At 68.1% G+C, this 21390-nt stretch carries 18 protein-coding genes and 2 pseudogenes; 9 read left to right on the plus strand and 11 right to left on the minus strand.

Features of this window, described 5'->3' with window-relative positions; all coding sequences use genetic code 11:
• Positions 1-91: 91 nt before the first annotated feature.
• A pseudogene (locus tag ACFV9O_RS35025) lies at positions 92-823 on the plus strand (RNA-guided endonuclease InsQ/TnpB family protein); the annotation flags it as partial.
• Positions 824-894: 71 nt separating this feature from the next.
• A complete protein-coding gene (locus ACFV9O_RS35030; RefSeq protein ID WP_385425516.1) occupies positions 895-1068 on the plus strand; it encodes a hypothetical protein in 174 nt (57 codons plus the stop codon).
• 51 nt (positions 1069-1119) lie between these two features.
• Here ACFV9O_RS35030 and ACFV9O_RS35035 read toward each other — a convergent pair whose 3' ends face one another.
• Positions 1120-3579, minus strand: coding sequence for a SpoIIE family protein phosphatase (locus ACFV9O_RS35035; protein ID WP_385425559.1), 2460 nt, complete (start codon positions 3577-3579; stop codon positions 1120-1122).
• 275 nt (positions 3580-3854) lie between these two features.
• Complete coding sequence (locus ACFV9O_RS35040; protein ID WP_385425519.1) at positions 3855-4073, minus strand: recombinase family protein; 219 nt, start codon at positions 4071-4073, stop codon at positions 3855-3857.
• 249 nt (positions 4074-4322) lie between these two features.
• Between ACFV9O_RS35040 and ACFV9O_RS35045 the strand changes: the two genes are divergently transcribed.
• From ACFV9O_RS35045 to ACFV9O_RS35055, 3 genes are read left to right on the plus strand one after another with little or no spacing between them, the layout of a single operon-like run.
• Positions 4323-4727 (plus strand): GntR family transcriptional regulator, encoded by a 405-nt coding sequence (locus ACFV9O_RS35045; RefSeq protein WP_385425522.1) that lies wholly within the window; start codon positions 4323-4325, stop codon positions 4725-4727.
• On the plus strand, positions 4724-5620 hold the full coding sequence (locus ACFV9O_RS35050) for an ABC transporter ATP-binding protein (RefSeq protein WP_385425525.1): 897 nt from the start codon (positions 4724-4726) through the stop codon (positions 5618-5620). Before ACFV9O_RS35045 ends, ACFV9O_RS35050 begins: the two co-directional genes overlap by 4 nt.
• Entirely contained in the window at positions 5617-6627 is a 1011-nt protein-coding gene (locus ACFV9O_RS35055) for a transporter (RefSeq protein WP_385425528.1), read from the plus strand. Before ACFV9O_RS35050 ends, ACFV9O_RS35055 begins: the two co-directional genes overlap by 4 nt.
• Positions 6628-7089: 462 nt before the next feature.
• Here ACFV9O_RS35055 and ACFV9O_RS35060 read toward each other — a convergent pair whose 3' ends face one another.
• Positions 7090-7449 carry a nuclear transport factor 2 family protein gene (locus ACFV9O_RS35060; protein ID WP_385425531.1) on the minus strand — a complete coding sequence of 120 codons (360 nt, stop codon included), beginning with the start codon at positions 7447-7449 and terminating at the stop codon, positions 7090-7092.
• A gap of 25 nt (positions 7450-7474) precedes the next feature.
• Positions 7475-8260, minus strand: a complete 786-nt coding sequence (locus ACFV9O_RS35065) for an SDR family oxidoreductase (RefSeq protein WP_385425534.1) — start codon at positions 8258-8260, stop codon at positions 7475-7477.
• A 100-nt stretch (positions 8261-8360) separates the two neighbouring features.
• Here ACFV9O_RS35065 and ACFV9O_RS35070 point away from each other — a divergent pair, with 100 nt between their 5' ends.
• On the plus strand, positions 8361-8939 hold the full coding sequence (locus ACFV9O_RS35070; protein WP_351615627.1) for a helix-turn-helix domain-containing protein: 579 nt from the start codon (positions 8361-8363) through the stop codon (positions 8937-8939).
• A 113-nt stretch (positions 8940-9052) separates the two neighbouring features.
• Here the strand turns inward: ACFV9O_RS35070 and ACFV9O_RS35075 are convergent, their stop codons facing one another.
• The 7 genes and pseudogenes from ACFV9O_RS35075 to ACFV9O_RS35105 all read right to left on the minus strand — a co-directional run bounded on the left by ACFV9O_RS35075 (position 9053) and on the right by ACFV9O_RS35105 (position 17756).
• Positions 9053-10645, minus strand: a complete 1593-nt coding sequence (locus ACFV9O_RS35075) for a hypothetical protein (protein ID WP_385425538.1) — start codon at positions 10643-10645, stop codon at positions 9053-9055.
• Between the two features lie 4 nt (positions 10646-10649).
• A pseudogene (locus tag ACFV9O_RS35080) lies at positions 10650-10978 on the minus strand (helix-turn-helix domain-containing protein).
• On the minus strand, positions 10975-11235 hold the full coding sequence (locus tag ACFV9O_RS35085) for a tyrosine-type recombinase/integrase (RefSeq protein WP_385425562.1): 261 nt from the start codon (positions 11233-11235) through the stop codon (positions 10975-10977). Before ACFV9O_RS35085 ends, ACFV9O_RS35080 begins: the two are co-directional and overlap by 4 nt.
• A 365-nt stretch (positions 11236-11600) precedes the next feature.
• On the minus strand, positions 11601-14072 hold the full coding sequence (locus ACFV9O_RS35090; RefSeq protein WP_385425541.1) for a galactose oxidase-like domain-containing protein: 2472 nt from the start codon (positions 14070-14072) through the stop codon (positions 11601-11603).
• Positions 14072-14905, minus strand: coding sequence for a hypothetical protein (locus ACFV9O_RS35095; protein WP_385425544.1), 834 nt, complete (start codon positions 14903-14905; stop codon positions 14072-14074). Before ACFV9O_RS35095 ends, ACFV9O_RS35090 begins: the two co-directional genes overlap by 1 nt.
• The gene (locus ACFV9O_RS35100; protein WP_385425547.1) at positions 14902-16542 is read right to left on the minus strand and encodes an ArnT family glycosyltransferase; all 1641 of its coding nucleotides are present in this window, start codon (positions 16540-16542) and stop codon (positions 14902-14904) included. Before ACFV9O_RS35100 ends, ACFV9O_RS35095 begins: the two co-directional genes overlap by 4 nt.
• Positions 16539-17756 (minus strand): glycosyltransferase, encoded by a 1218-nt coding sequence (locus ACFV9O_RS35105; protein WP_385425565.1) that lies wholly within the window; start codon positions 17754-17756, stop codon positions 16539-16541. The genes ACFV9O_RS35100 and ACFV9O_RS35105 overlap by 4 nt, the downstream gene beginning before the upstream one ends.
• 1906 nt (positions 17757-19662) lie before the next feature.
• On the opposite strand from ACFV9O_RS35105, the gene ACFV9O_RS35110 reads away from it, so the two are divergent.
• The 3 genes from ACFV9O_RS35110 (at position 19663) to ACFV9O_RS35120 (ending at position 21176) form a co-directional block, all read left to right on the plus strand.
• On the plus strand, positions 19663-20352 hold the full coding sequence (locus ACFV9O_RS35110; RefSeq protein WP_385425550.1) for a hypothetical protein: 690 nt from the start codon (positions 19663-19665) through the stop codon (positions 20350-20352).
• Positions 20353-20513: 161 nt separating this feature from the next.
• Positions 20514-20756: a hypothetical protein gene (locus ACFV9O_RS35115; protein WP_385425553.1), complete on the plus strand. Its 243-nt coding sequence runs from the start codon at positions 20514-20516 to the stop codon at positions 20754-20756.
• A 159-nt stretch (positions 20757-20915) separates the two neighbouring features.
• Entirely contained in the window at positions 20916-21176 is a 261-nt protein-coding gene (locus ACFV9O_RS35120) for an SMI1/KNR4 family protein (protein ID WP_385425556.1), read from the plus strand.
• The last annotated feature ends 214 nt before the right edge of the window (positions 21177-21390 follow it).

Genomic DNA, 21390 nt, shown 5'->3' on the forward strand with positions numbered 1-21390 from the left:
GACCACGACTCGACCTGCTCGACCGTCAGCGACTGTTCACACTGTCAGACCAACGAGTAGCACCGCAGACCGTCACGCCACATGCGGTTGCAGTATTAAGCGCGAGGGCAAGCAGTGGTATGTGATCCTTGCCTGTGACGAGGTTCCCGCCGAACCGTTCCCCACAACAGGCATGGTCACCGGCATCGACATGGGCATAGCTCACTTCCTCACCACCAGCGAGGGTGAGCATCAGCCGAACCCGAGGCACGGCAAGCGCAACGCCGAAGCCCTCGCGGAAGCTCAGCGGGCGCTCAAGGCGTTCCCGCGCCGCAGGCGGGAGAACTGCACAGTCAAGTACCGCCGGGCGGTGGAGAAGGTCGCCAAGCTGCACCGCAAGGTCAGGCGGCAGCGTATGGACCACGCGCATAAGACCGCGCTCGCGCTGGTCCGCACCTACGACGTGATCGCGCACGAGCGGCTGAGCATCGCGAACATGGTCCGCACACCCAAGCCGAAGCCCGATCCCGAGATACCCGGCAGCTTCCTGCCGAACGGTGCGGCGGCAAAGGCCGGGTTGAACAAGAACATCCACGATGCGGGTTGGGGGGTGTTCCTGGGCATCCTCGCGCATAAGGCTGAGAGCGCCGGTCGTGTTGTGATCCCGGTGGACCCCCGCAACACCTCCCGAACCTGCCCCGCCTGCGGGCACGTGTCCGGCGAGAACCGCACCACCCAAGAGAAGTTCGAGTGCACCCGGTGTGGTCACACCGCCAACGCCGATCAGGTGGGCGCACTCAACGTCGCTATCAGGGCCGGGCTGGTCCTTCCCGACGTGGCCTGAGCCACCGACAGGAGAAGCCCCCCGGATTTATCCGGGGGGAGGAGTCACCATCGCAGCGAGGTGCAGCTCAGTTGGACGCCGCGCTCCGGGGAGTGAAGGACGTACCACTACGCCGACGAGTCGACGTACGCCGAGTACGAGATCGCATCCACGACGACGGCACCGCCTCGGTCGGGATCTCGTACGTGAAGGTCGACGACATCGTGACGATTCTCGGCCCGATGAGCGGATCGGGCGCAGGGTGAAGGGGAGTCAGGAGGGGAGGCCTCCGTCTGGGGGCACGATGCCGCCCTCGGTCAGCAGGACCATGCGTGACCGGCGAGGTGCTGATTGCCGCGGGCTGCGCTCAACGCGGCATCCGGCCCCTGACTCGGGCAGAGGTCCTTGGGGATGGCCAGCTCGGCCCAGATCGTCTTCCCGGAGGAGGTGTACCGCGTACCCCAGCGCTGGGACATCTGGGCGACGAGGAACAGGCCGCGGCCTCCCTCGTCGTCGCGGCGCGCTCGCCGCAGGTGTGGTGCGGTGTGCGCGCTGTCGGAGACCTCGCACAGCAGGCAGCGATCCCTGATCAGCCTCAGCATGACCGGTCCGGTGGCGTACCGGATGCCGTTGGTGACCAGCTCGCTCACCACGAGTGCGGCAGTGAACGACAGCTCGGACAGGCCCCAGGTCGCCAGTTGGCGCTCAGTGAGCGTACGGGCCTGGGCCACCATGGCTGGGTCGGACGGCAGTTCCAGGTCCGCCACCTGGTCGGCGTCGAGCTGCCGAGTGCGGACGAGCAGCAGCGTGGCGTCGTCCACCTGTGGTCCGGGCGGCAGGGCCGACAGCGCCCGGTCACACAGTTCCTCCAGCGGGCATCGCTGCCAGGTGAGCACCTCGGCCAGGCGGTCGATACCGCTGTCGATGTCCTGGCACCGGTCCTCCACGACGCCGTCGGTGAAGAACGCCAGCACGCTGCCGTTGGACAGGTCCAGCTCAACGTTCTCGTACGGCAGGCCGCCCAGCCCCAAGGGCGGTCCCGGCGCCAGAGCGGACATGGCCACCGAACCGCTCGCATCGGCCACCATCGGCGGGGGATGGCCCGCGCTGGCCCAGACGCACCGGCCGCTGACCGGGTCGTAGATCGCATACAGGCAGGTCACTACCATTGCCCCGCCGCTCAGCCCGTCATCCGCGTCGGGCTCCGATTCCTGCGCGACCAGGTCGTCCAGCCGTGTGAGTAGCTCGGCCGGGTCCAAGTCCAGCAGGGCAAGGGTCCGTACGGTGGCGCGCAGCCGGCCCATGGTCGCGGCAGCGTGCATACCGTGGCCCACCACGTCACCTACAGTCAGTCCCACTCTGGCCCCGGACAGCGGGATCACGTCGAACCAGTCGCCGCCCACGCCCACGCGGCTGTCGGCGGGCAGGTAGCGATACGCAACGTCGACCGCGCTCTGCTGAGGCAGGTGCCGTGGCAGCAGGCTTCGCTGCAGTACCAGGGCTGCCGCATGCTGACTGGTGTACCGGCGGGCGTTGTCGATGCCGACGGCGGCCCGCTCGGCCAGCTCCATGGCGAGTGCCTGCTCCTCGGGGCCGAAGGGGTCGGGGTTGCTGTTGCGCCGGAAGGTGGCCAGGCCCAGGACGGCCTCGCGGGTGAGCAGCGGGACGAACAGGCAGGAGGGCGAGGCGGCCGACCCCGCCTCGCCCGGTGCCTCGCGCGGGCAGGCATCGACGACGCAGCGGCCGGTGGCAAGGCTCAGCGCCTGCGGTGACGAGGGTGGGTAGGAGACCGGGCTGGTCCGGAACTCTTCCGGAGTCCGACCGTGCATCCGCAGCAGACCGTGTCCCGGCGCCGAGCGCGTCGGCGGCTGCCGTCCCTCGATGACCGCCGGGGGCAGATCCACCAGCACCTCGTCGGCCAGCTGCGGTACCGCCACGTCGGCCAGTTCCGCAGCCGTACGACGCACGTCCAGCGAGGCACCGACGCGCTTTCCCGCCCGCACCAGGAGCGACAGTCGTTCCTGGGCGCGGTAGCGGTCGGTGATGTCCAGGGACTCCTCGAACAGCCCCAGCGGTTCGCCTCGGGCGTCCAGCAGCCGGTGGTAGGAGCAGGACCAGACGTGCTCGCGCACCGGGTCGGCGGGGGCGCGCCCGCGGTAATGCATGCCGACGATCGGTTCCCCCGTCGTCAGCACGTGATGCATCACCTGGTCCTCGTCCGGGGGGTGGTGGCGGGAGATGAATTCGCCTTCCGGAAAGAGATCCGCGGCCGGCCGGCCGGTGTACTGGGCGATCCCCCCGAGCTCCAGATCGGTGGAGACGTTCCCCCAGACGACGCGCATCTCGGTGTCGAAGATCGTCAGGCCCACGGGAGACTCGGTCGCCAGGCCCTGCAGCATCGCCAGCTGCGCCTCCCAGCTGCGGAGCGCCTCCAGTTCGGCGGCCACCACGACGGCCGCAGCGCCGCTCTCGTGCGACAGCGGGCTGAACATCACGGCCGCGCGCACCGTATGTCCGTCCCGATGGCAGAGGTCCAGGACGGTGCTGCGGGTCTTGTGCGCCCTGCAGAGGGCAGCCGGTCGCTGCCCAGAACTCGTCGCCAGCAGCCGGGCGGCCGACTGGCCGAGTACCTCCTCGGGAGAATGTCCGAGGAGGCGCTGGGCCGAGGATCCCCACCCGACAATGCGGCCCTTGTCGTCCAGTACGGCGGTGGCGGCCTTGGAGAGGTCCAAGGGACTGTGGAAATCGACGTTGGCCGCACTCGGAAAACGATCCATGACACCGCTGCCCTTCGTGCTCCCCAGCATCCCGTGCTGCAGGACAGACGACAACCGCACGCGCGATCTCCACCCTGATCACACAGGGTGACCGCTGAACCGCGTCGCCGACAGCCGTGCATGTAGGCGGCGGTAGCCGCGGAGCTCGCACAAGGATCGGCGTGGACGGGCGCCGGAGCATGCGAGCGCCCCCGATCGCGCCATCCGTTGTCGGCGTACAGGTGTCTACCGAACGCCCAGCGAGGGGAAACGACGACCACGGCAGTCATACAGCGCTACATGTCCTGGAGAAGTGGGCGGCTGACTATGGGGCGGATGGAGCGCCGCCGCACGGTGACGGGCGTCAAGAGGTCAAGCTTGGGGCGGGAGGATTTCGCGCCGCTGGCGACGTCGACGTGGATGTTGCCGCGGTCGACGCCGTTGCGCAGTAGTGCGTCGATCTGATGGTCGGGGTTCTGTTCGGCCGTCGAAGTGCGGCAGTAGCCAAGAAGCATTGTCGGAAACTACCCCCAACGACCGTTCACCGACGTTGATTTCCGACGCGAGTTGCCGACACTGCCCACCTGCGGGTTCTTGATCACGCGCGCGAGTGTCGACAGACGGTCGTTTCTCAACACCCGGGCGAGGTCTGGTGAGCGCCAACCTTGCGGAGTCGACCCCCTCGGTGCCGGGCGGCTGGCGCCGCAGTGCACGCCTTGCCGAATGGTCGACGTAGAGGGCTATAGTGCTAGGCAACTAGATAAATGGAGGAACCGGTGATTGAGTTCCACCTGAACGGCCGGTCCGGCCTGTCCCCGTACCAACAGCTGGTCCAGCAAGTGCGGCACGCACTGCGACTCGGCCTGCTGAAGGAGGGGGACCGGCTGCCGACGGTCAAGGACGTGGCGAAGCAGATGGCGATCAACCCGAACACGGTGCTCAAGGCGTACCGGGAGCTGGAGCACGACGGCCTGGTGGCCGCCCGTCCCGGCGTCGGGACGTTCGTGACCCGGACGCTGGCCGACGGCACGCTCGCCGCACACGGACCGCTGCGCAAGGACCTGCAGCGCTGGCTGACCAAGGCTCGCCTGGCCGGGCTCAATGAGGAGAGCATCGAGGCGCTGTTCGTGAACACGTTTCGTGACGCCGCCGGAGAGGACGTAGCGTGAGCGCTGTCTTGCGAGCCCAGGGCCTGGGCAAGAGGTACAAGCAGCGTTGGGCGCTGCAGAACTGCGACCTGGATGTCCCGGCCGGCCGGGTGGTGGGCCTGGTCGGCCCCAACGGGGCCGGCAAGTCGACCTTGTTGAACTTGGCCTCCGGCATGCTGACCCCGACGGCCGGCATCATCGAGGTGTGCGGTGGCCGTCCTGCTGCGGGTGTGGAACAGCTGGCCAAGGTCGGTTTCGTCGCCCAGGACACCCCGATCTACGCCGCGCTGAGCGTCGCCGACCACCTCGACTTCGGCAAGCGCCTCAACCCGAATTGGGACGACGGCCTGGCGCGGGACCGGATCCGTCGACTCGCTCTGGACCCCAAGCAGCGGGCCGGCAAGCTGTCCGGCGGCCAGCGCGCGCAGCTCGCTCTCACCCTGGGCATCGCCAAGCGCCCGGAACTGCTCATCCTGGACGAGCCGGTCGCGGCGCTGGACCCGCTCGCCCGCCGAGAGTTCATGCAGGACCTGATGGAGGCCGTCGCCGAGCACGAGCTGAGCGTCGTACTCTCCTCCCACCTGGTCTCCGATGTGGAGCGGTCCTGCGACTACGTCATCGTGCTGGTCGACTCCCGGGTGCAGGTGGCCGGCGACATCGACGACCTGGTCGCCTGCCACCACCGGCTCACCGGACCGCGCCGGGAACCGGACACGCTCCCGGCCGGTCAGCACGTCATCACCGCCAGCCACACCGACCGGCAGACCACCCTCCTGGTGCGCACCGACACCGCGGTCCACGATCCGTCCTGGACCGTCAGCCCGCTCGGTCTGGAAGACATCGTCCTGGCCTACATGACCCGGCCCGCCGACGCGGTACGTGACACCCGACCCGCGCTGGAGGTACTCCGATGATTTGGCTGACCTGGCGCCAGTTCCGCACCCAGGCCGCCGTGATGTTCGCCGCGGTGGCCGCCCTCGCCGCCACCCTCGCGGTCACCGGCCCGCAGCTGGCCGACCTCTACCGAGCTGCCGGCAGCAGCCTCGTGGACCAGCTCCCCAGTTCGGACCAGACCCTCTACTACGCCGGACTGTTGGTCGTACTCGCCGTGCCGGTGGCTATTGGGATGTTCTGGGGCGCGCCGCTGATCTCCCGTGAACTGGAGACCGGCACCCACTACCTCGCGTGGAACCAGGGCGTCACCCGTACGCGCTGGCTGGCGACCAAGCTGGGCCTTGGTGCGGCGGCATCCATGACCGCTGCCGGACTGGCGGCACTCGCGGTGAGCTGGTGGAGCAGCCCCATCGACCGGGCTGTCAACGGCGGTGGCGCGACGGACACGTACTTCTCGCAGCTCGACCCCGTGGCCTTCGCCGCACGTGGTGTCGTCCCCATGGCCCATGCCGCCTTCGCCTTCGTCCTGGGCGTCGCCCTCGGCCTGGTCATCCGCCGCACCCTGCCCGCGATGGCTACCACGTTCGCCCTCTACGCCGCCGTCCAGATCGTGGTGCCGATGTGGATCCGGCCCCACCTGGCCGCCGCGGACCGGACCACCGTGCCGATCGAGCCCGGCGGCGCTCCCATCAGCATCCAGGACGGCGCCGAGCAGATCGTCGCGCACCTCGAAGAAGTGCCCGGGTCCTGGGTCACCTTCCAACAGACGCTGAACGCCGCCGGTCAGCCGGCCCCCGTGCCGTCGTCCTTCGCCGACTGCCTGCACACCGAGTCGGGCCCGCCCGCCCTGCAGCAAGTCGACCGCTGCGTCGCCGACCTCGGCGCCCTGGGCTACAAGCAGCAGGTGACGTACCAGCCCGCCGGGAACTTCTGGGCCCTTCAATGGGCCGAGACCGGGCTCTACCTCGGCCTCGCCCTGGCCCTGACCGGGTTCTGCGCCTGGTGGATCCGCCGCCGACTGACCTGACAGACGCCAGTCCCACTACGGGAGTAACCGCGAGGGGCAGCCGGGTCCCGGCTGGCCCTCGCGGCGTCGACAGAGTCCTCTCACCATTCAAGATCAATCTCGCCGATATTGGCTGTCTCGTTGGCCTCCAAGGCCGGTGACCCCCGCGAGTTCGTGGAAACTGAAGGTTCTTCAGCGCGAACCCGAGGGTGCGGTGCCCTGATTCTGGGGGATGGCCCCGTGGGTTCGGGGTCAACTCGCGGGGTGATGGAGATCTTTGAATCTCCTCACCCTGTGCTGCGGATGGCACCGGAGTTGCTCGCCTTGATTCCTCAGGCGTCCAAGTGCTGATCTACGGGTGGATGCCGAACTTGAGGGCTGGCTCTTGGTCGGGTGGCTGGGTGGGCACGAGGGCTGGGACGGGGCGGTCTGGGGTGGGTGGGGTCTCTCTCGTGGGCGGGAACAGGTGGTGTGGGAGCGGGCTCAGGGTTCGATGACGAGGTGTTCGATGAGGTCGTCGCGCAGCGTGAACCGATAGCGGAGATCGATGGTGCCGCCGGGGAAGTTGCCTTCGAGGTGGTGTGTGGCGATGTAGTGGGCCGTGTCGGTCTCCTGAGCGTTCGTGAGGTGGATGGTGTAGGTGAATTCGGTGGCGGATCGGTCCAGCCACTGCTCAATCGCGGCGCTGCCCTGGTAGGTGTTGCCGTCGTCGATCACTGTGGCGTCGTCGGTGAACGTCGTGACCGCGGTGGCGGTGTTGTGGGCGCGGTGCGCTGTGAGGTAGCGGGTGATCACCTTGGGCAGGGCGTCCGGGGTGATGGTCCGGGGCTGGTTGTCGTGCATGACGCTCCTGATGGTGGTGGCGGGTTCAGACGGTGGGGGTGGTGCCGCCGTCGATGACGTGTTCGGCACCGACGATGGCCGAGGCGCGGTCGGAAACGAGGAAGGCGACGAGCTCGGCAACTTCCTCGGGCTGGTTGGGACGGCCGAGCGGGATGCCTCCCAGGGAGTCCATGAGCCGGCCCAGCGCCGCTTCCTGGGTGATTCCGGCGTCGTGGGCGATCCGGGCGACGAGGTTGTCGGCGGCCGAGGTCTGGACGAAGCCGGGTGAGACGGTGTTGACGCGGACGCCGTGGGGGGCGACCTCGTTGGCCAGTCCTTTGCTGTAGGTCGTCAGGGCGGCTTTGGCAGCGGCGTAGGCCAGGGTGCCGTTCCACAGCGGCATGCGGCGCTGGATCGAGGTGACGTGCACGATCGCGCCCCTGCCTTTGGCGAGCATGTGCGGTAGGAGTGCGCGGTCCAGGCGGACGGCGGCCAGCAGGTTCGTGTTCAGCTCCTTTACCCAGTCGTCCTCGCCGAGCGCGGCGAATCCTCCTGCCGGCGCCTCGGAGCCGCCGAGGGTGTTGACCAGGATGTCGACTCCTCCCACGCGGGCGTCCACCTCGGAGGCGACGTGGGCGGCGCCTCCGGCGGTGGACAGGTCGGCGGCGATGAAGGTCTTCTCCTCGACGTCGTCGGGGCGGCTGCGGGCGGTGACCAGCACGGTCGCACCGGCCTGGGCCAGGCGTCGGGCGATGGCGGCTCCGGTGCCCTTGGTGCCGCCGGTGACCAGAGCGCGTCGGCCTTCGAGGGATTCGCTGATGGATGTGGTCACGTTGTGCTCCGTTCCCGGGCGCGGGTATACGAGGCGCCACCCCCGCTCTCGACTGCTAAAATAGAAGCTACTAACTTCGACTTTAGCAGTAACTGAGGGGATGGTCGCCGTGGCAAGCCGGATCAGGCTGGAGGACCGGGAGTGCCCGCTGTCCACGACGGTGGAACACGTCGGCGAGTGGTGGACACTGCTGATCCTCCACGACGCCTTCGACGGCTACACCCGCTTCGACCAGTTCCAGGAGAGCCTCGGCATCTCCTCCAGCATGCTCACCACCCGGCTGAAGACCCTGGTCGCGGACGGTCTGCTGGAGCGTCGGCCCTACCAGACCAGCCCCGTCCGGCACGAGTACGTCCTGACCGAACTCGGGCGCTCCCTGCGCCCGGTGATCGTCGCCCTGGCCGCCTGGGGCAACTCCCGCCTCACGCCGACGGAGCGCAGCATGATCCTCGTCGACGCGCACAGCGGCGAGGAAGTCGAGCCCGTGGTCGTCGACGCCAAAACCGGCCGCCGACTCGACGACAGCGCCGCCTACGTCTTCACCGCGGGCCCCGCAGCCAGCGACGCGATGCGCAGCCGCTACGCGGCACGGCCGGCCATTCCCGCGGAAGAGGCGAAAGTAGGCCCGGAAGATTCTCGTACAGCCTTGAGCAGGGCCGCGAGCACGGGCTGCACCTGACCAGCCTCGCGGCACCGGCTTGTCGCCGGCGTGATACCTGCCAACCCTCCCCAGTCGTTGAGAACTGGATCAAGTGAGGCGAGGGCAACACCAGTCGTTTCCAAGAATCCCCATCAGGGGTCGGTCTCGGCAGCCTGCTCCAGCAGAGCTCGTGCGGACTCCGCGTAGCGCATGGCCGTCTTCTCGTGAAGCCCGAACACCTCAGCAAGGTGGAGGGGGTCAGGGCCCTGGGCCATGGCCTCTTCGAGTTGTCGATCGACGCGGAGCCGTTCCAAAGTCGCCTCCTGGCCGCGCAGGGGCCCACGGATCCAGCGGTTACTGGCGCGACCAGTGCCCGTAGCGGTCTGGTTGTTGATCAGCAGGTGGAGGTTGGCCGTGTTTGGCCAGCGCTCGCGCCGGTATTCCAGCCAGTCCAGCAGTAGTTTCAGGGTGAGATCGTCGACGGGCCGGACACGGCCGGCGATGGTCAGGCGGCGGTTCCCGATGTCGACATCGTCGAGCATGAGAGTGGCGATCTGGGCGACCCGGGCCGCGTGCACCGCCGCGAGAGCGAGGACAAGCCGCGCGGCAGGGGTGGTGGCCGCGGCGACGGAGCGGTCGATCTTGTCGGGTGCGAGCCGTTGGAGCACGCTGTACTCGATCTGGCCGACCTTGATACGGCTGGCCGGGTTGCGAAAGATCTGGCCGGACCGCTTGGCCCAGGCGAACAGTGAGCGCAGGGCGACCAGCTCGTCCATGCGGTGGCGGCCGTGCAGTGTCTTGGCATGGGCCAGCACGTCTTCGCGGGTCACCTCCCGCAGATGGTCGTAGCGGTTCGACCACGCCAACAGCGCTGGGCGGGCCCGGTTGAGGTAGAGCCGGACCATGGCTTGCTGCCGGGGCAGGCTGCGGGGGCCGCCGTCGCGCAGAACTCGGGTCCAGCGTTCGGCTTCCGCAGCGATGCCGGGGGCAATGCCTTCCAGACGCTCAGCGAGCCATCGCTCGAAGAAGGGTTCCTCGTCATCCAGGAAGATTCCCATCTCCTCAAGGACCGTGATGACGTGGCCAACCCGCAGGTCGAGGGCACGGAGCGGGGTGAATATCTCGCTGTGGCGGATGACGTCGCCCTCGGTGTATCCGGTGAGCACGATGGCCAGGCCGCGGTTGACAGCGAAGCGGATGCCGCGCCCCCAGCCCCGGGCTTCGGCGAGTTGGTGGGCGAGGTGCTTCGCCCAGGCCAGCCAGGGGCTGGCCAGGTCGGCGGCGGCCGGGTCGAGCCGGCCGAAGTTACGCGGAACCTGCTCGAACAGTGGCAGTTGCCTCCAACCGATTCTCGGCCGTGAGCGCGACACGGGCGGCGGCCTGCGGGATGCTTCTCGAGCCTTGACGTGGTGCAGGGCGGTGAGAGCCGATCCTTTGCGGTAATGCAGTCCCACGAAGAAGAGCTGGTGATGGCGGACGGCCTGGAGCCACGGGGTCATCACCTCGCCGCTGACGGTCGGCATGCCGGTGGCGGTCCTGGCGTTGAGCCGGGCCTGGCACCAGCACAGACGGCAGTACTCCCACTTCAGCGGCTGAACTCGCTGGCAGCCGATGCAGACGGCCGTTTCGTGGCTGCGGCCGAACACGTAGCAGGTGTGACAGAGCCGACCGCGGAAGTCGCCCCAGGCCAGGCAACCTGGGCAGGAGCTGGTGGGCTTGACGTAGCCCTTCGGGAAGCGTGCCACCAGTTCACTCCGGTGGCAGCGACCGGCCGTCCCGGCGCTTGGGGATCACGCCGGTGCGGCGGTCCCTGCACCGACCGCCGCTCGTTCCGTCGCCGCCTGCCCCGGGCGGCTGACCTTCTCCGGCTCGGGGATCAGCAGGTCGCCGATCTCACGGCCGAGGACGACACAGATGACGTCCAGGTCCTCCAACTTGAGCGAGACGGGCTTTCCGGACCACAGACCGGACATCTTCCCCGCCGAGATCACCAACCCGTGCTCGGCCAGGCTCCGCTGGAGCTCGGAGGCTTTCCAGATCCCCTTGTTCGCGGCGGTCAGCCGCAGGTTCCACCTCATCGGATCAGTCCTTCCAGCCGCTTCGCAGCCCGTTCCATCCCGGCGACCCAGGCGTCCTCGACCCGGGTCTGCTGAACGTGGATGTATCGCATCGTCGTGGCGATCCATGAATGTCCCAAAACGTCCCGGATCGCGAGCAAGTCCAGCCCGTTTCCGTAGAGTTGGGACGCGCAGAAATGCCGCAGGACATGTGGGGTCAGCTTCTCGCCCCAAGCGGGCAGGTGCGCTTTGGCCGCGTCCTTGAGTCCACCTCGCAGGGCGTCGTCGCCAACCCGACGCGAGGAGCCGTCGGCTTCCGCTCGGAGGGAAACAGCGGGGCGCCGGGGCGGGTGTGGTCGTCGTCAAACTGGCCCCAGACGTCCTCGATGAACCACCGAAGGGTCCGGTCGGCGCCGTTGATCAGCGGCACGCCGCTCAAGCTGAGGAATCGGACGCCCTGTACAAGGAGTGGCGCCGTGCTCAGGAGCGCACCGGCGATCAACGAGTTCGACGTCCTCTTCGACGGCCGCCTTGCCGCCAACCAGGTATAGGCCACACAGCCCAACACAAAACACGTAGGCCAAACAGACGAACCACACCTAATTCTTGATAGACCCATTCGCGGATTTCCCAACGGAGTCGTTTACGGCCGAGAAGTTGGCCTGGGTGGCATGCGGTCAGTACGGTCGCAGGCCAGGCCGTTCTTGTTCGGATCGAGCCGCAGCGGGTCGTCGACACCGTTGGCCTTCAACGGCAGCTTGAAATCGTGTCTGCTCAGCCATGTGCAGCGGGCGGTCGTGGTGGCTTTGACGTTGTCCGGGAAGATGGTCGGGATGCAGAGGTCGGGGGTGCCGTAGCGGTTGTCGCAGCCGGAGACGCGGACGCCGACCGGTGCCGAGGTGCGCTTCTTCCCGGGCTTTTGGGGGTGGTTGGCCAGGTCCCTCGCGAAGTCGTGGATGTGTGGGGAGGGCTGGTCGGTGCCGGCCGGGGTGGTGGAGCGCAGCGCGGCGGTGTTCCCCTGGGCGTCCAGGTGGACCCACTTCGCGACCGAGGGAACGCCGTTCGCGTCGACCGTGAAGAGCATGTACCAGCCGGGCGGTGCCAGGTTCGGGTTGCTGGTGACGTTGAGGTCGATGTTGTTTCCGTCGACGGTCAGCGGCAGGTCGACGTAGCGCTGGTTGGGGTCGGAGGAGTGGGTGACCGCGGCCGGGCGGATCAGTTCGGCCTTGGTGATGGTGCGGTCGACGGTGATTCGCTGAGTGCTGCCGTATGTCCAGTGGCTGTCGGCGACCGAGGTGATCTGTGGCCGGGGGCCCTTGAAGAGGTACGCCGGGGTGTAGATCGACACGTTGTGGTTCCAGGTGCCGTTGCCCGGGTTGTCGCCGGTCGCCATCACGCGGCCGTCCGGCAGCAGGAAGGCCGAGGAGTGGTAGCCGCGGGCCTCGGGGTCGGCGGCGACCGGGTCGAAGGTCCCGGTCTGCGGGTCGAAGAGCGAGGCTTCGTGGACGGGGTCGGCCCGATTGTGCAGGCCGCCGCCGGTCTCCAGGACCTTGCCGTCGGGCAGCAGCACGGCGGAGACGTACATTTTGCCCTGGGTTTGGCTCTGCGTGACCGTGCCCGTGCCGAGGTCGACGGTGCCCTGGGGCAGCGGTGGACCGGGCGAGTACACGGGGTTCGGCTGCTTGAGGTCGATCAGGTCGGTGAGCCGGTTGGCGTCGGGGTTCGTCTCGATGTTGCCGCCGCCGATCGTCAGCACCCTCTGGTCCTGGGCCGGGGGCAGCAGCACGCTCGCGGACTGGTCGCGCTCGTCCTTGTTCTGCAGACCGCTGATGGGCGTGATGGTATTGGCGGTGTAGTCGTAGATTGCGGAGCCGGTGCCGGGTGTGCCGTTGCCGAAGACATGGCTGCCCGAGTAGAAGAGCCGCCCGTCCTGCATCAGGATCATCGACGGGTACAGGCCCCAGTACGACCAGGTCTGGTTGACCTGCCACAGCGGGAGCCACCGCTCCTGGTCGGCGGACCACTTCTCGGCGGTCACCGAGCCGGTGGAGTCCTCGCGCAGGCCGCCGAAGGACAGCACGTCGCCGTTGCCCAGCTCGGTGGCCGAGGGGTACCAGTGGCCGTCGTTGAGGTCGTTGGTCTGTGTGTAGTTCTCGGTGTCCGGATCGAAGACGTAGCTGTGCTTGTAGCCCTTGTAGCCGTGCGAGCCGTTCGCGGCGGGGTAGTCCTTGTTGCCGCTCATGACCAGGACACGGCCGTCGGACAGCTGCACATGGCCTGAGCAGAACATGTCGTCGGGGGTGGGGATGACCTTGTAGGTGCCGGCCTGGGGGTCGTAGACGGCGGAAGTGAAGGTACCGGCCGCAAAGTTGCCGGTGTCGTTGCCGGAGCCGGCGATGAGTAGGACCTTGCCGTTCTTCAGCACGACGGAGTGCATCGAGCGCACCGGGTTCTGCACGGGCAGGACGTCCCACTTGCCGTTCTCGCACTGCGCGGCGGAGCCTGTGCAGACGGGCTCGGGGGTGGTCCCGCTGACGAGTTCGGCCGCGTAGTCGTCGGTGGTGACGCTGCCGACGCCGTAGACCGACACGCCCCAGGTGATCTGGTCGGTTCCGACCGGGACCTGCGGAGTGCGTACCTCGGCCTTGTTCCACGTGGCGCTGATCGGCGGGTTCATCAGGTCGGTCCAGTACTGCCAGCCCAGCGTGGTGTCGTGCCTGAAGAGGGTGACCGAGGTGTCGGCGGTCGTGGACTTGTACCAGACCGATAGATCGTACTGCTGACCAGCCGTCACATGCGGTGCGCAGTCGGCGGTCTCGGTCATCATCGCCTTGCGGTCACCGTCGGCGCGGCGGGTTAGGGCGACGTTGACCGCCTTGCTCCCGGTGTGGGCGTCGGAGGTGGTGGTGAAGGTGAAGTCGTTGTCGCCCCAGCCGGACTTCTCCCAGCAGGCCGGCATGTCACCGGTGCCGGCGCTCTCGAAGCCGGGGTTGATGACGAGGTTGGTGCCCGCCTCGGCCTCCTGCGGGGCCGCCAGCAGGACGAAGGGCGCTGCCACGGCGGCGAGGATGAAGGCGGTGGCGGCCGCGATGGGGCCGCGTACGCTCCTCGGCATCAGGACTCCTCGATCGTTGTGCGGCCCCGGCGGCTGCGGTGCGGCAGGTAGACCAGCATTTCGGTGCCCGCGAAACGCAGGACGAAGGTGACCACCAGCGCGAGCGCCGTGGCCGTGAACACGTCCATGCCGAGGCGGCCGATGAGGACCGCGATCAGCGGGATGCGCAGCAGCAGATCGGCGTTGGCGAGCAGCGCGAACCGGTCCACCCGGTTCGCCCAGTGGCGGTGCCGGCGCCGGTTGCGGAAGAGCAGCGACTCGATCAGATGGGCGAGGAAGCGCGTCCCCTCCCGCGTGGTCGTCTTGGACTCGCCCGCGTACCGGTCCTGGAAGACGAAGGGCACCTCGGTGACGGAGCGCGGACGGCAGCGTACGGCCAGCTCCAGCAGGATCTTGTAGCCGAGCGGGCGCAGCGCGCCGCTGTCCCGCTGGCCGCGCAGCGCGTCCCGGCGGATGGCGAAGACGCCTCTCATCGGGTCGCTGATGCCGCGCAGCGCCTGTGGGAACAGGCCCTTGGTGAGCCAGGTCGCGCCGCGCGAGACCGCGACCCGGTACGGCCCGGCCAGCGTGCGGCCGCCGCCGGTGTTGGCCACGACCAGGTCGGCGTCCTTGTGGGTGCCCGCTTCGACGATGGCGGGGGTGTTGGTGGTGCTGTCGTCGACGAAGACGACCTCGCAGCTGGTCAGCCGACCGGGCAGGGGCGCGCCCAGCTGCGCCAGGAGTTCGCGGATGTTGCTGGCCTCGTTGACGGTGGGGATAACGACAGTGCCGGGCGCGGGGGCCCGCAGATCCGGGTCGTGCATCTTTTCCGATCCGGCGCTGAGCACGCTCATCTGGTGCCTCCAGCGATCCGGCGGATCTCGATGCGGTCTTCGCCCCGGCCGAAGACCGCCACCGGAGCGGAGTGCTCCAGTGCCGCCCTGACGGTCGGCAGGTCGACAGCATCGCGGCGCACCGTCGGAGAGGAGACCACGTAGTCGATGTCCCGCCAACCGCGGGGCAGCGTCCCGGCGACGGCCGGGTCGAGGTCGGCTTTGTAGAACCAGATGGCGCCATCACCGGGCTGATACCCGGCGTGGACGAGATCGAGCCACAGGGCGTCGTCCACCAGCGCCCGTGTGCCGCCCGGGTCCGGTACGGCGTCCCGCATCCAGGCGGCAGCGGCCCGGTAGGGGGCATTGGCGTCGGCGGTCAGCGCGGTGCGGTCGCTCTCGTACCAGTGCGGCACGACATAGGCGGCCGCGGCCGCGGCGAGCACCAAGGTGAGCCCCCAGCGGGTCGCCTTCAGCCCGGTGGACTCGTCGGCCTTGCGGCGCCTGCGCAGCACCGTGTGGGTGACGCTGGCGGCTGCTCCAGCGATGATCAGCGCGAGGAAGGGCAGCGCCTGGATCACGTACATGGCGGGCAGATAGCCCGTCGGACGCATGACGACCAGAGCAAGGGTCGCCACGGCGAGCGCGGGACCGGCCAGCGCCCTGGCCGTCACCGACCAGCGCAGGACACCGAGCAGCAGCACGGCACCCGCGAGTCCGCCGAGCGGAAGCACGGTGTCGTAGTAGAGCCACGACTCCAAGACGGCGTGCGAGCCGGTGCCCTTGGCGAGGATGAAGCCCGAGCCATCGCGGCTCATCTGGTATTTGATGCCGTCGATCAGCGAGACGTGCCCATTGCCCGGGAACAGCTCACTGTTGAGCAAGGCATAGAGCGGATACCCCAGGCCGGTTAGCCCGCAGGCGGCCACCGCGCCGGTCACCGCGTACTTGCGGGTGTCACGGTGACTGTGTCGCCACAACGTCACCAGCAGCGCCGGCAGCACGAGCAGCATCGTCTCCTTGCTCAGGACGCCAACGGCGGCGGCCAACCCGGCCCCGAAGTGGTGCCACAGGTGCCGGCTGGGGGACGCAGCCAGGCAGAACGCCAGCAGCATCCACATCACCGCGACGTTGTCGAGGAAGATCTCCCGCTGCAGCATCACCGACAGCGGCGACAGCCCGAACAGCGCCATGCCGAGCCCGGCCGCCCAGCGCGGCAGGCTTAGCCGCCGCGCCAGTACAAACAGCAGCACCGCGCTGATCCCGCTGATCGGCAGCATCGCGTAGCGCATCGTCGCTACCGTCATGGTGGACGGGTCGATCAGAGAGGCCGGCCATGTGATGAGCGCGATCTGGATCCAGCCGACCGGTGGGTGGTCGTACCAGTACGTGTAGTGGGCCAGGCCCATGCTCTGCTGGACCGACCAGGCCTGCGCGAGGTAGGTGCCCTCGTCGTCGCTGAACGTCGGGAAGCGCGTGATGTTCCAGCCCTGGACGATCAGGATCACCATCAACAGGGCGCCGCACAGCAGCTGATCCGGGCGCGAGGTGCGGAAGCGGAATCGTGGAGCAGGGTTCTTCGCGACGGGGTGGGCGACGGTACGCGGCGCGGGCACAGCCCCGGTGGGCAGGGTAGCGGTGGGCCGGGTGACGGTCACCGGAGCACGTCCTTCCGGGTCGCTTCGGTGAGGTGGGCGCCGACATGACAGGTCAGCTCCCAGTCGTTGCGGCCGCGTTGCGCCCGCCACACCGCGCGCGTGGCGGCGCCGGCCAGGAGAAGCTGGTAGAAGGGGCCGCCCGCGATGAGTTTGAGGTAGTGGATGAGGCGTACCCGCAGGGCGTACTGGCGGCCGAAGTCGTGCAGTCCGACGATCTCGAAGACGAAGGTCACCGTGGTGGTCAAGACGGGCAGGAAGGTGACTACCGCGACGCCGACCGGGACGTCGAGGAAGAGCGCCGCCATGACGTTCACCGGGATGATCACCCCGGTGAACGCCTGGAAGAACGGCGTCATCAGGGTGTAACGGGCGAGCATCCGCTGTCCCAGGGTGGGCAGTTGCTTCCAGTCCCTCTTGCGGTACACCTGCAGAAAGCCCTGGTTCCAGCGGGTGCGCTGCTTCAGCAGGCTCAGCAGCGTGCCGGGGGTCTCCTCCCGGGTGACCATCTCCGAGTCGTACGCGACGACCACCCGCTTGCCCTTGCTGGACAGCCGCACGCCCAGGTCACAGTCCTCGGCCAGACAGTTCTCATCCCAACCGCCGGCGTCGCGAAGCACTTCGGTGCGGACGAAGACGGTGTTGCCGCCGAGCGGGATGAAACCCTTGAGGGCGTGCAGGTGCAGCCGGCTCCGGAACCAGAAGAAGTACTCCAGGCAGTTGCGCAGGCTGTACCAGCTGGAGTGGAAGTTGATCAGCTGGACCCCGCCCTGCACGACGTCGGCGCCGGTGACGCGGAAGGCATGGTCCACGTGGGCGAGGAGGGCCGGATGGACCTGGTCCTCGGCGTCGAAGACCCCGACGACGTCGCCTCTGCAGTACGGCAGCGCGGTGTTCAAAGCCTTGGGCTTGTTCTTGGCCTCGTTGGTGTCGACCACGACCCGGACCCGGTCCGGGGCGAGGGCCGCGACGCGCTCGGCGACCTCGGTGGTGCCGGGGTCGTCATGGCCGACGATGACAATGATCTCGTAGTCGCCGTGCGTCGAGGTCAGCAGACCGTTGATGGTGTGCTCCAGGACAGCCTGCTCGTGTCGGGCCGGCACCAGCAGGGAGAAGGACAGGCCCGCGTCCCCGTCAGGCCGCGCGAAACGGGTGGCTGCCAGTGTCTCCGGCGTACGCCAGGCATGCATCTGCCACCAAAGAGTGAACGCCGCCATCCAGAACAGCGCCAGCGACGTCACAGTGATGAGCGCGGAAAGCAAAGAAGAGCCCCTCAGATGGGCTGTGGAGTGCCACAGCTGTGAACGGATCCCCATGGGCTGGTGCATGTTGTGGAGTCGGCGATGAGAAAGCTGGTCATGCCTTCGTCGTCGCATGCGTGTGCCCCGGCCGCGTACACGCGAAATACGGGAATCCGCACGTCACGACACATTTGGTGTGGGGAAGTGGTTCTGTGTACGCGGCTGAATCGCCCCGACATATCAGTCGGTTGGACGAAAACAGAAACGTAGAATAAAAGGATTCGGTGACCCGTCCGGTCGACGCGGACTACCGCGTCCGCGGTAAGCGACCGCCTCGGGACCCCAGGTGTGCATAAATTGCGCAGAGTGTGCCGGTGGTGGTGCGATTGAGCGTCTGTGCGCCCTAGGCGCTTCCTCCGCGCGGCCTCACCTGCGACGCAGGACGAGCGGACGGACCCGAATGGTGCAACTGCCCTGGCACTGCAACCGGAAGTGGCCTTGCCCTTGCATCCAGACAGCTTGCGTACTCGAGGGCCCGCCGCGAAGGCACCCTCCGGGACGACCCGGGGCGTGTCCGGCGGTTTCCTCCGCCCCTTGCCCAGGACTTCGAGGCTGGAAGCAGCCCCGCGGACTCGCTGTCGAGTTCTTGCGCGTCGAGCATGGTGATTCCTCCTCGCGACGGGCACAGGAAGGCGTATTCGGGGTACACGTAACCCGTCCAGAATAATTGGACGATTCGTCCAACAAGAATGGACGCTAGTTGCTGCGTGTATCGCCTTGCAAGCCGCTCCTGCTGCAGATTTCCGCGTCGATTGCGCGGAACGGAGAAATCAGCAGGTGAGAGGCTCACAGGCGCGGCACGGCCATCGGTAGACATGGACTCGGGCTCACTCGTACGAGTCAGCCCGGCCCACTGCCAAGATTCCCGTCCTGGAACGCCTCGGCATACGACCCGACTGGAGTCGTACGGCGGCGGCAAGATCGACGAGTACCTGTCCGTCGGCACGTCGCCGGTCCCGGCTCGGCGTACGGGGACCTCCTGGACAGAGTCGATCCCGCCCTCTCGGACCATGACCGTGAAGAGGTGAGTGCCCTCTTGCCGGGAGACGCGCTGCCGCCACTGCTGCCCTTCGCGGACTCGGCGAGCAGCGACGTCGCGTTCTGGCTGCGCGAGGGCGCTCCCGACGACTGGCGGGTGGCCGTCTTTCGGAGGCAGATGCCGTACGGGGTGAACCGCTGGACCGTGTTAGGACGGTGGTATGGCATCGTTCTGCGTGGCGGTCCTGACCGGCGAGGTGAACCCGTTCAGCGAACGGCTCTCGGCAGGGGACCGGCATGAGTTCGTGAGCTGGCGTGAAGTGTAGGGAGGGGACCCGCACTTCAGCCGGAGTTTGCCGTCTGACCTGGGGCGATTCCGGGCGGTTGGCGTGTAGCGGGCTGATGGCTGGTCAGGGTGAACGCCTACGCCGCACGCGACTCCGCCGAAGGAGACCTGCAGCCTTTCGTCGACGTCATCGACAAGCACGGCACCGAAACGCCATCCTCACCGCTGTCGACCGACTCAGTGACGAACCACAGGCAGACGTGATCGTTTCCACCACACCGGGGGCGGGCTCGGTCCAGCCGAGCGCGGTGTCGGCGATTCCGCCCTATGGTGACGGGCCGTCAAGAAGCTGACGCTCGCGGGTCCGTGTGCGGAGTCCGGGCAGCGCGGGAGCCGTTCGCGCGCGTGGTGCGTCCCCTTGTGCAACGGTGCGAGGAGGCATGCGTGTCACAGAGCGGGACCGCGAGGCGGACAAGACTCCGGCTGGCGAGGCAGCGACCGAGACCGAGGCCGGACCGGGTGCGGGTGCGGGAGCGAGCCGAGGAGCCGGAGGCCGGCGTGAGGTTCGGGCGGCTGAACCTCCTCGGGGTGGGTGCGGTCGTCACGATCGTGGTGTCCCTCGGCGGCCTGGTGGCGACGGGAGTCGGCACGATCTGGAGTGCCCTGGTGGCGGCGGACCAGTTGGAGCAGCAGAACGAGGACAAGCAGCGCGCGCACGCATCGCGTGTCTCGTACTGGATCACCGGGAGAGTGGCGGACGGCGCCCAGATCCACGTGATGAACCGGTCCCCGGACCCCGTGGACCACGTGCGGATCCACTTCACGGCCGGGGAACGCGACCAGTACGCAGACGGGCGCCTGCCCGGCCACAAGGACGTGGTGTTCTTCGTCGTGCTGCCCAGCCTGCCGCCGTGCACGGAGACGGTCATCGACGGCAAGTCCCTCCGGTACAAGGAGGGCGAGTCTGCTGATCAGTCAGGATCGGCGGAACCTCTGCGCCCCGACCACGCCGGCCCGGACTTGTACAACGGCCTGCCCGGCGGCACGTATCTCCAGCTGCGAGGGCTGAACTTCGTGGACCGCAACGGAGTGCCCTGGACCAGGATGGACGGCAAGCTGACCCAGGAGAATCGCCGGCCTGACTCCCTGGGAGGAGCGTGGACGGGAGTTGTGGTGGGCGAGGCCAAGGTGGTGGGCGAGCCCAAGGTGCGGGCCGTCGAGGCCTGCGGCGACGACGCCAAGAGCTGACGCCCGCCCTAACGTGACGGGGGCCGGCGGCTGCAGGCCGGGCACATCTGTAGCCGCCGGGGACCCTCTGCCGTGTGTGGGCTGCCGGGCGGCGGGTGTGCTGTGGCTCGTAGGATCGCGCTCCAGCCGCGCAGGGGTGGTGGCCTGGGAGGGGCGGGGCGATGTGGGACGGGATCGAGTTGTGGCTGCGCAGGGTCGGCGGGACGCTGCTGGCCGGGCTGCTCGTGACGGGGTGGGGGCTGGTGAAGGTGCGGTGGTGGCCGCCGTTGCGGGTGGCGTTCTTCCTGGCCGGCGTCGGGCTCCTGGTCGCGTGCGTAATCGAGACGTGGAAGCTGATCCGCAGCCCGGAGTCGGCCGAGGCGCAGCTGGATCGCCTGGAAGCGCAGCGGGAAGCAGGCGACTGACAGGCAGCTTCTCCACGGGCACGCCCGCTTGGCGGCCGGCGTGTTCGACGAAGCCGTTCCGGCTGCACTCGGTTGCTTCCATGCCGCCGAGGAGCAGCGCGCCGACCGGAGGAGCCGGAACAGACCGGGTACTGACACGGGTGCTCAAGGCTTGGTGATGTGCTGCTCCCACTGGTGCAGCAAAACCTGCTGTTCAGGTCCCCTGATACGTTCCCCGGCCTGTATATGCCCTTCGATCCGCTGCTGTTCTTCGGCGACAACGGCGGGGGCGACCAGTTCGCCTTCGTGCTCACGACCGAGCGCCCGTACATCTTCGTCTGGGACCACGGGAATGACAGTCGATTGTGGGCTGCAAGGAGACTGGAGGACTACCTGCACCGCTCCCGCGCGGGCGATGGCGACTGGTCGGTCTTCACATAGAGTGCGGTGGCGAGGGAGTCCAACTCTGTCTTCACACACTGACGTTGGGCTCCCTTTCCTCGTGCGCGCAGCCGATCCCTTGGAATCGATCATCTAGTGTCCTGAGTCTTTATTCCGCCATAGAAGTAGGCTGGGCTCATGGCGCGTATGGGTCGGCCGACGGTCGAGGTGGTTCTGGCGGATGAGGAGCGAGAGACGTTGCTGCGCTGGTCGC

This window comes from Streptomyces sp. NPDC059909 (assembly GCF_042730885.1).
Classification (GTDB): Bacteria; Actinomycetota; Actinomycetes; order Streptomycetales; family Streptomycetaceae; genus Streptomyces.

Excerpts from the sequence above, each read along its gene's own strand:
- ACFV9O_RS35035 (WP_385425559.1), bottom strand. The coding sequence starts at position 3,579 with ATGGATCGTTTTCCGAGTGCGGCCAACGTCGATTTCCACAGTCCCTTG.
- ACFV9O_RS35040 (WP_385425519.1), bottom strand. The coding sequence starts at position 4,073 with ATGCTTCTTGGCTACTGCCGCACTTCGACGGCCGAACAGAACCCCGAC.
- ACFV9O_RS35045 (WP_385425522.1), top strand. The coding sequence starts at position 4,323 with ATGGAGGAACCGGTGATTGAGTTCCACCTGAACGGCCGGTCCGGCCTG.
- ACFV9O_RS35055 (WP_385425528.1), top strand. The coding sequence starts at position 5,617 with ATGATTTGGCTGACCTGGCGCCAGTTCCGCACCCAGGCCGCCGTGATG.
- ACFV9O_RS35060 (WP_385425531.1), bottom strand. The coding sequence starts at position 7,449 with ATGCACGACAACCAGCCCCGGACCATCACCCCGGACGCCCTGCCCAAG.
- ACFV9O_RS35070 (WP_351615627.1), top strand. The coding sequence starts at position 8,361 with ATGGTCGCCGTGGCAAGCCGGATCAGGCTGGAGGACCGGGAGTGCCCG.
- ACFV9O_RS35090 (WP_385425541.1), bottom strand. The coding sequence starts at position 14,072 with ATGCCGAGGAGCGTACGCGGCCCCATCGCGGCCGCCACCGCCTTCATC.
- ACFV9O_RS35095 (WP_385425544.1), bottom strand. The coding sequence starts at position 14,905 with ATGAGCGTGCTCAGCGCCGGATCGGAAAAGATGCACGACCCGGATCTG.
- ACFV9O_RS35105 (WP_385425565.1), bottom strand. The coding sequence starts at position 17,756 with ATGGCGGCGTTCACTCTTTGGTGGCAGATGCATGCCTGGCGTACGCCG.
- ACFV9O_RS35115 (WP_385425553.1), top strand. The coding sequence starts at position 20,514 with ATGTGGGACGGGATCGAGTTGTGGCTGCGCAGGGTCGGCGGGACGCTG.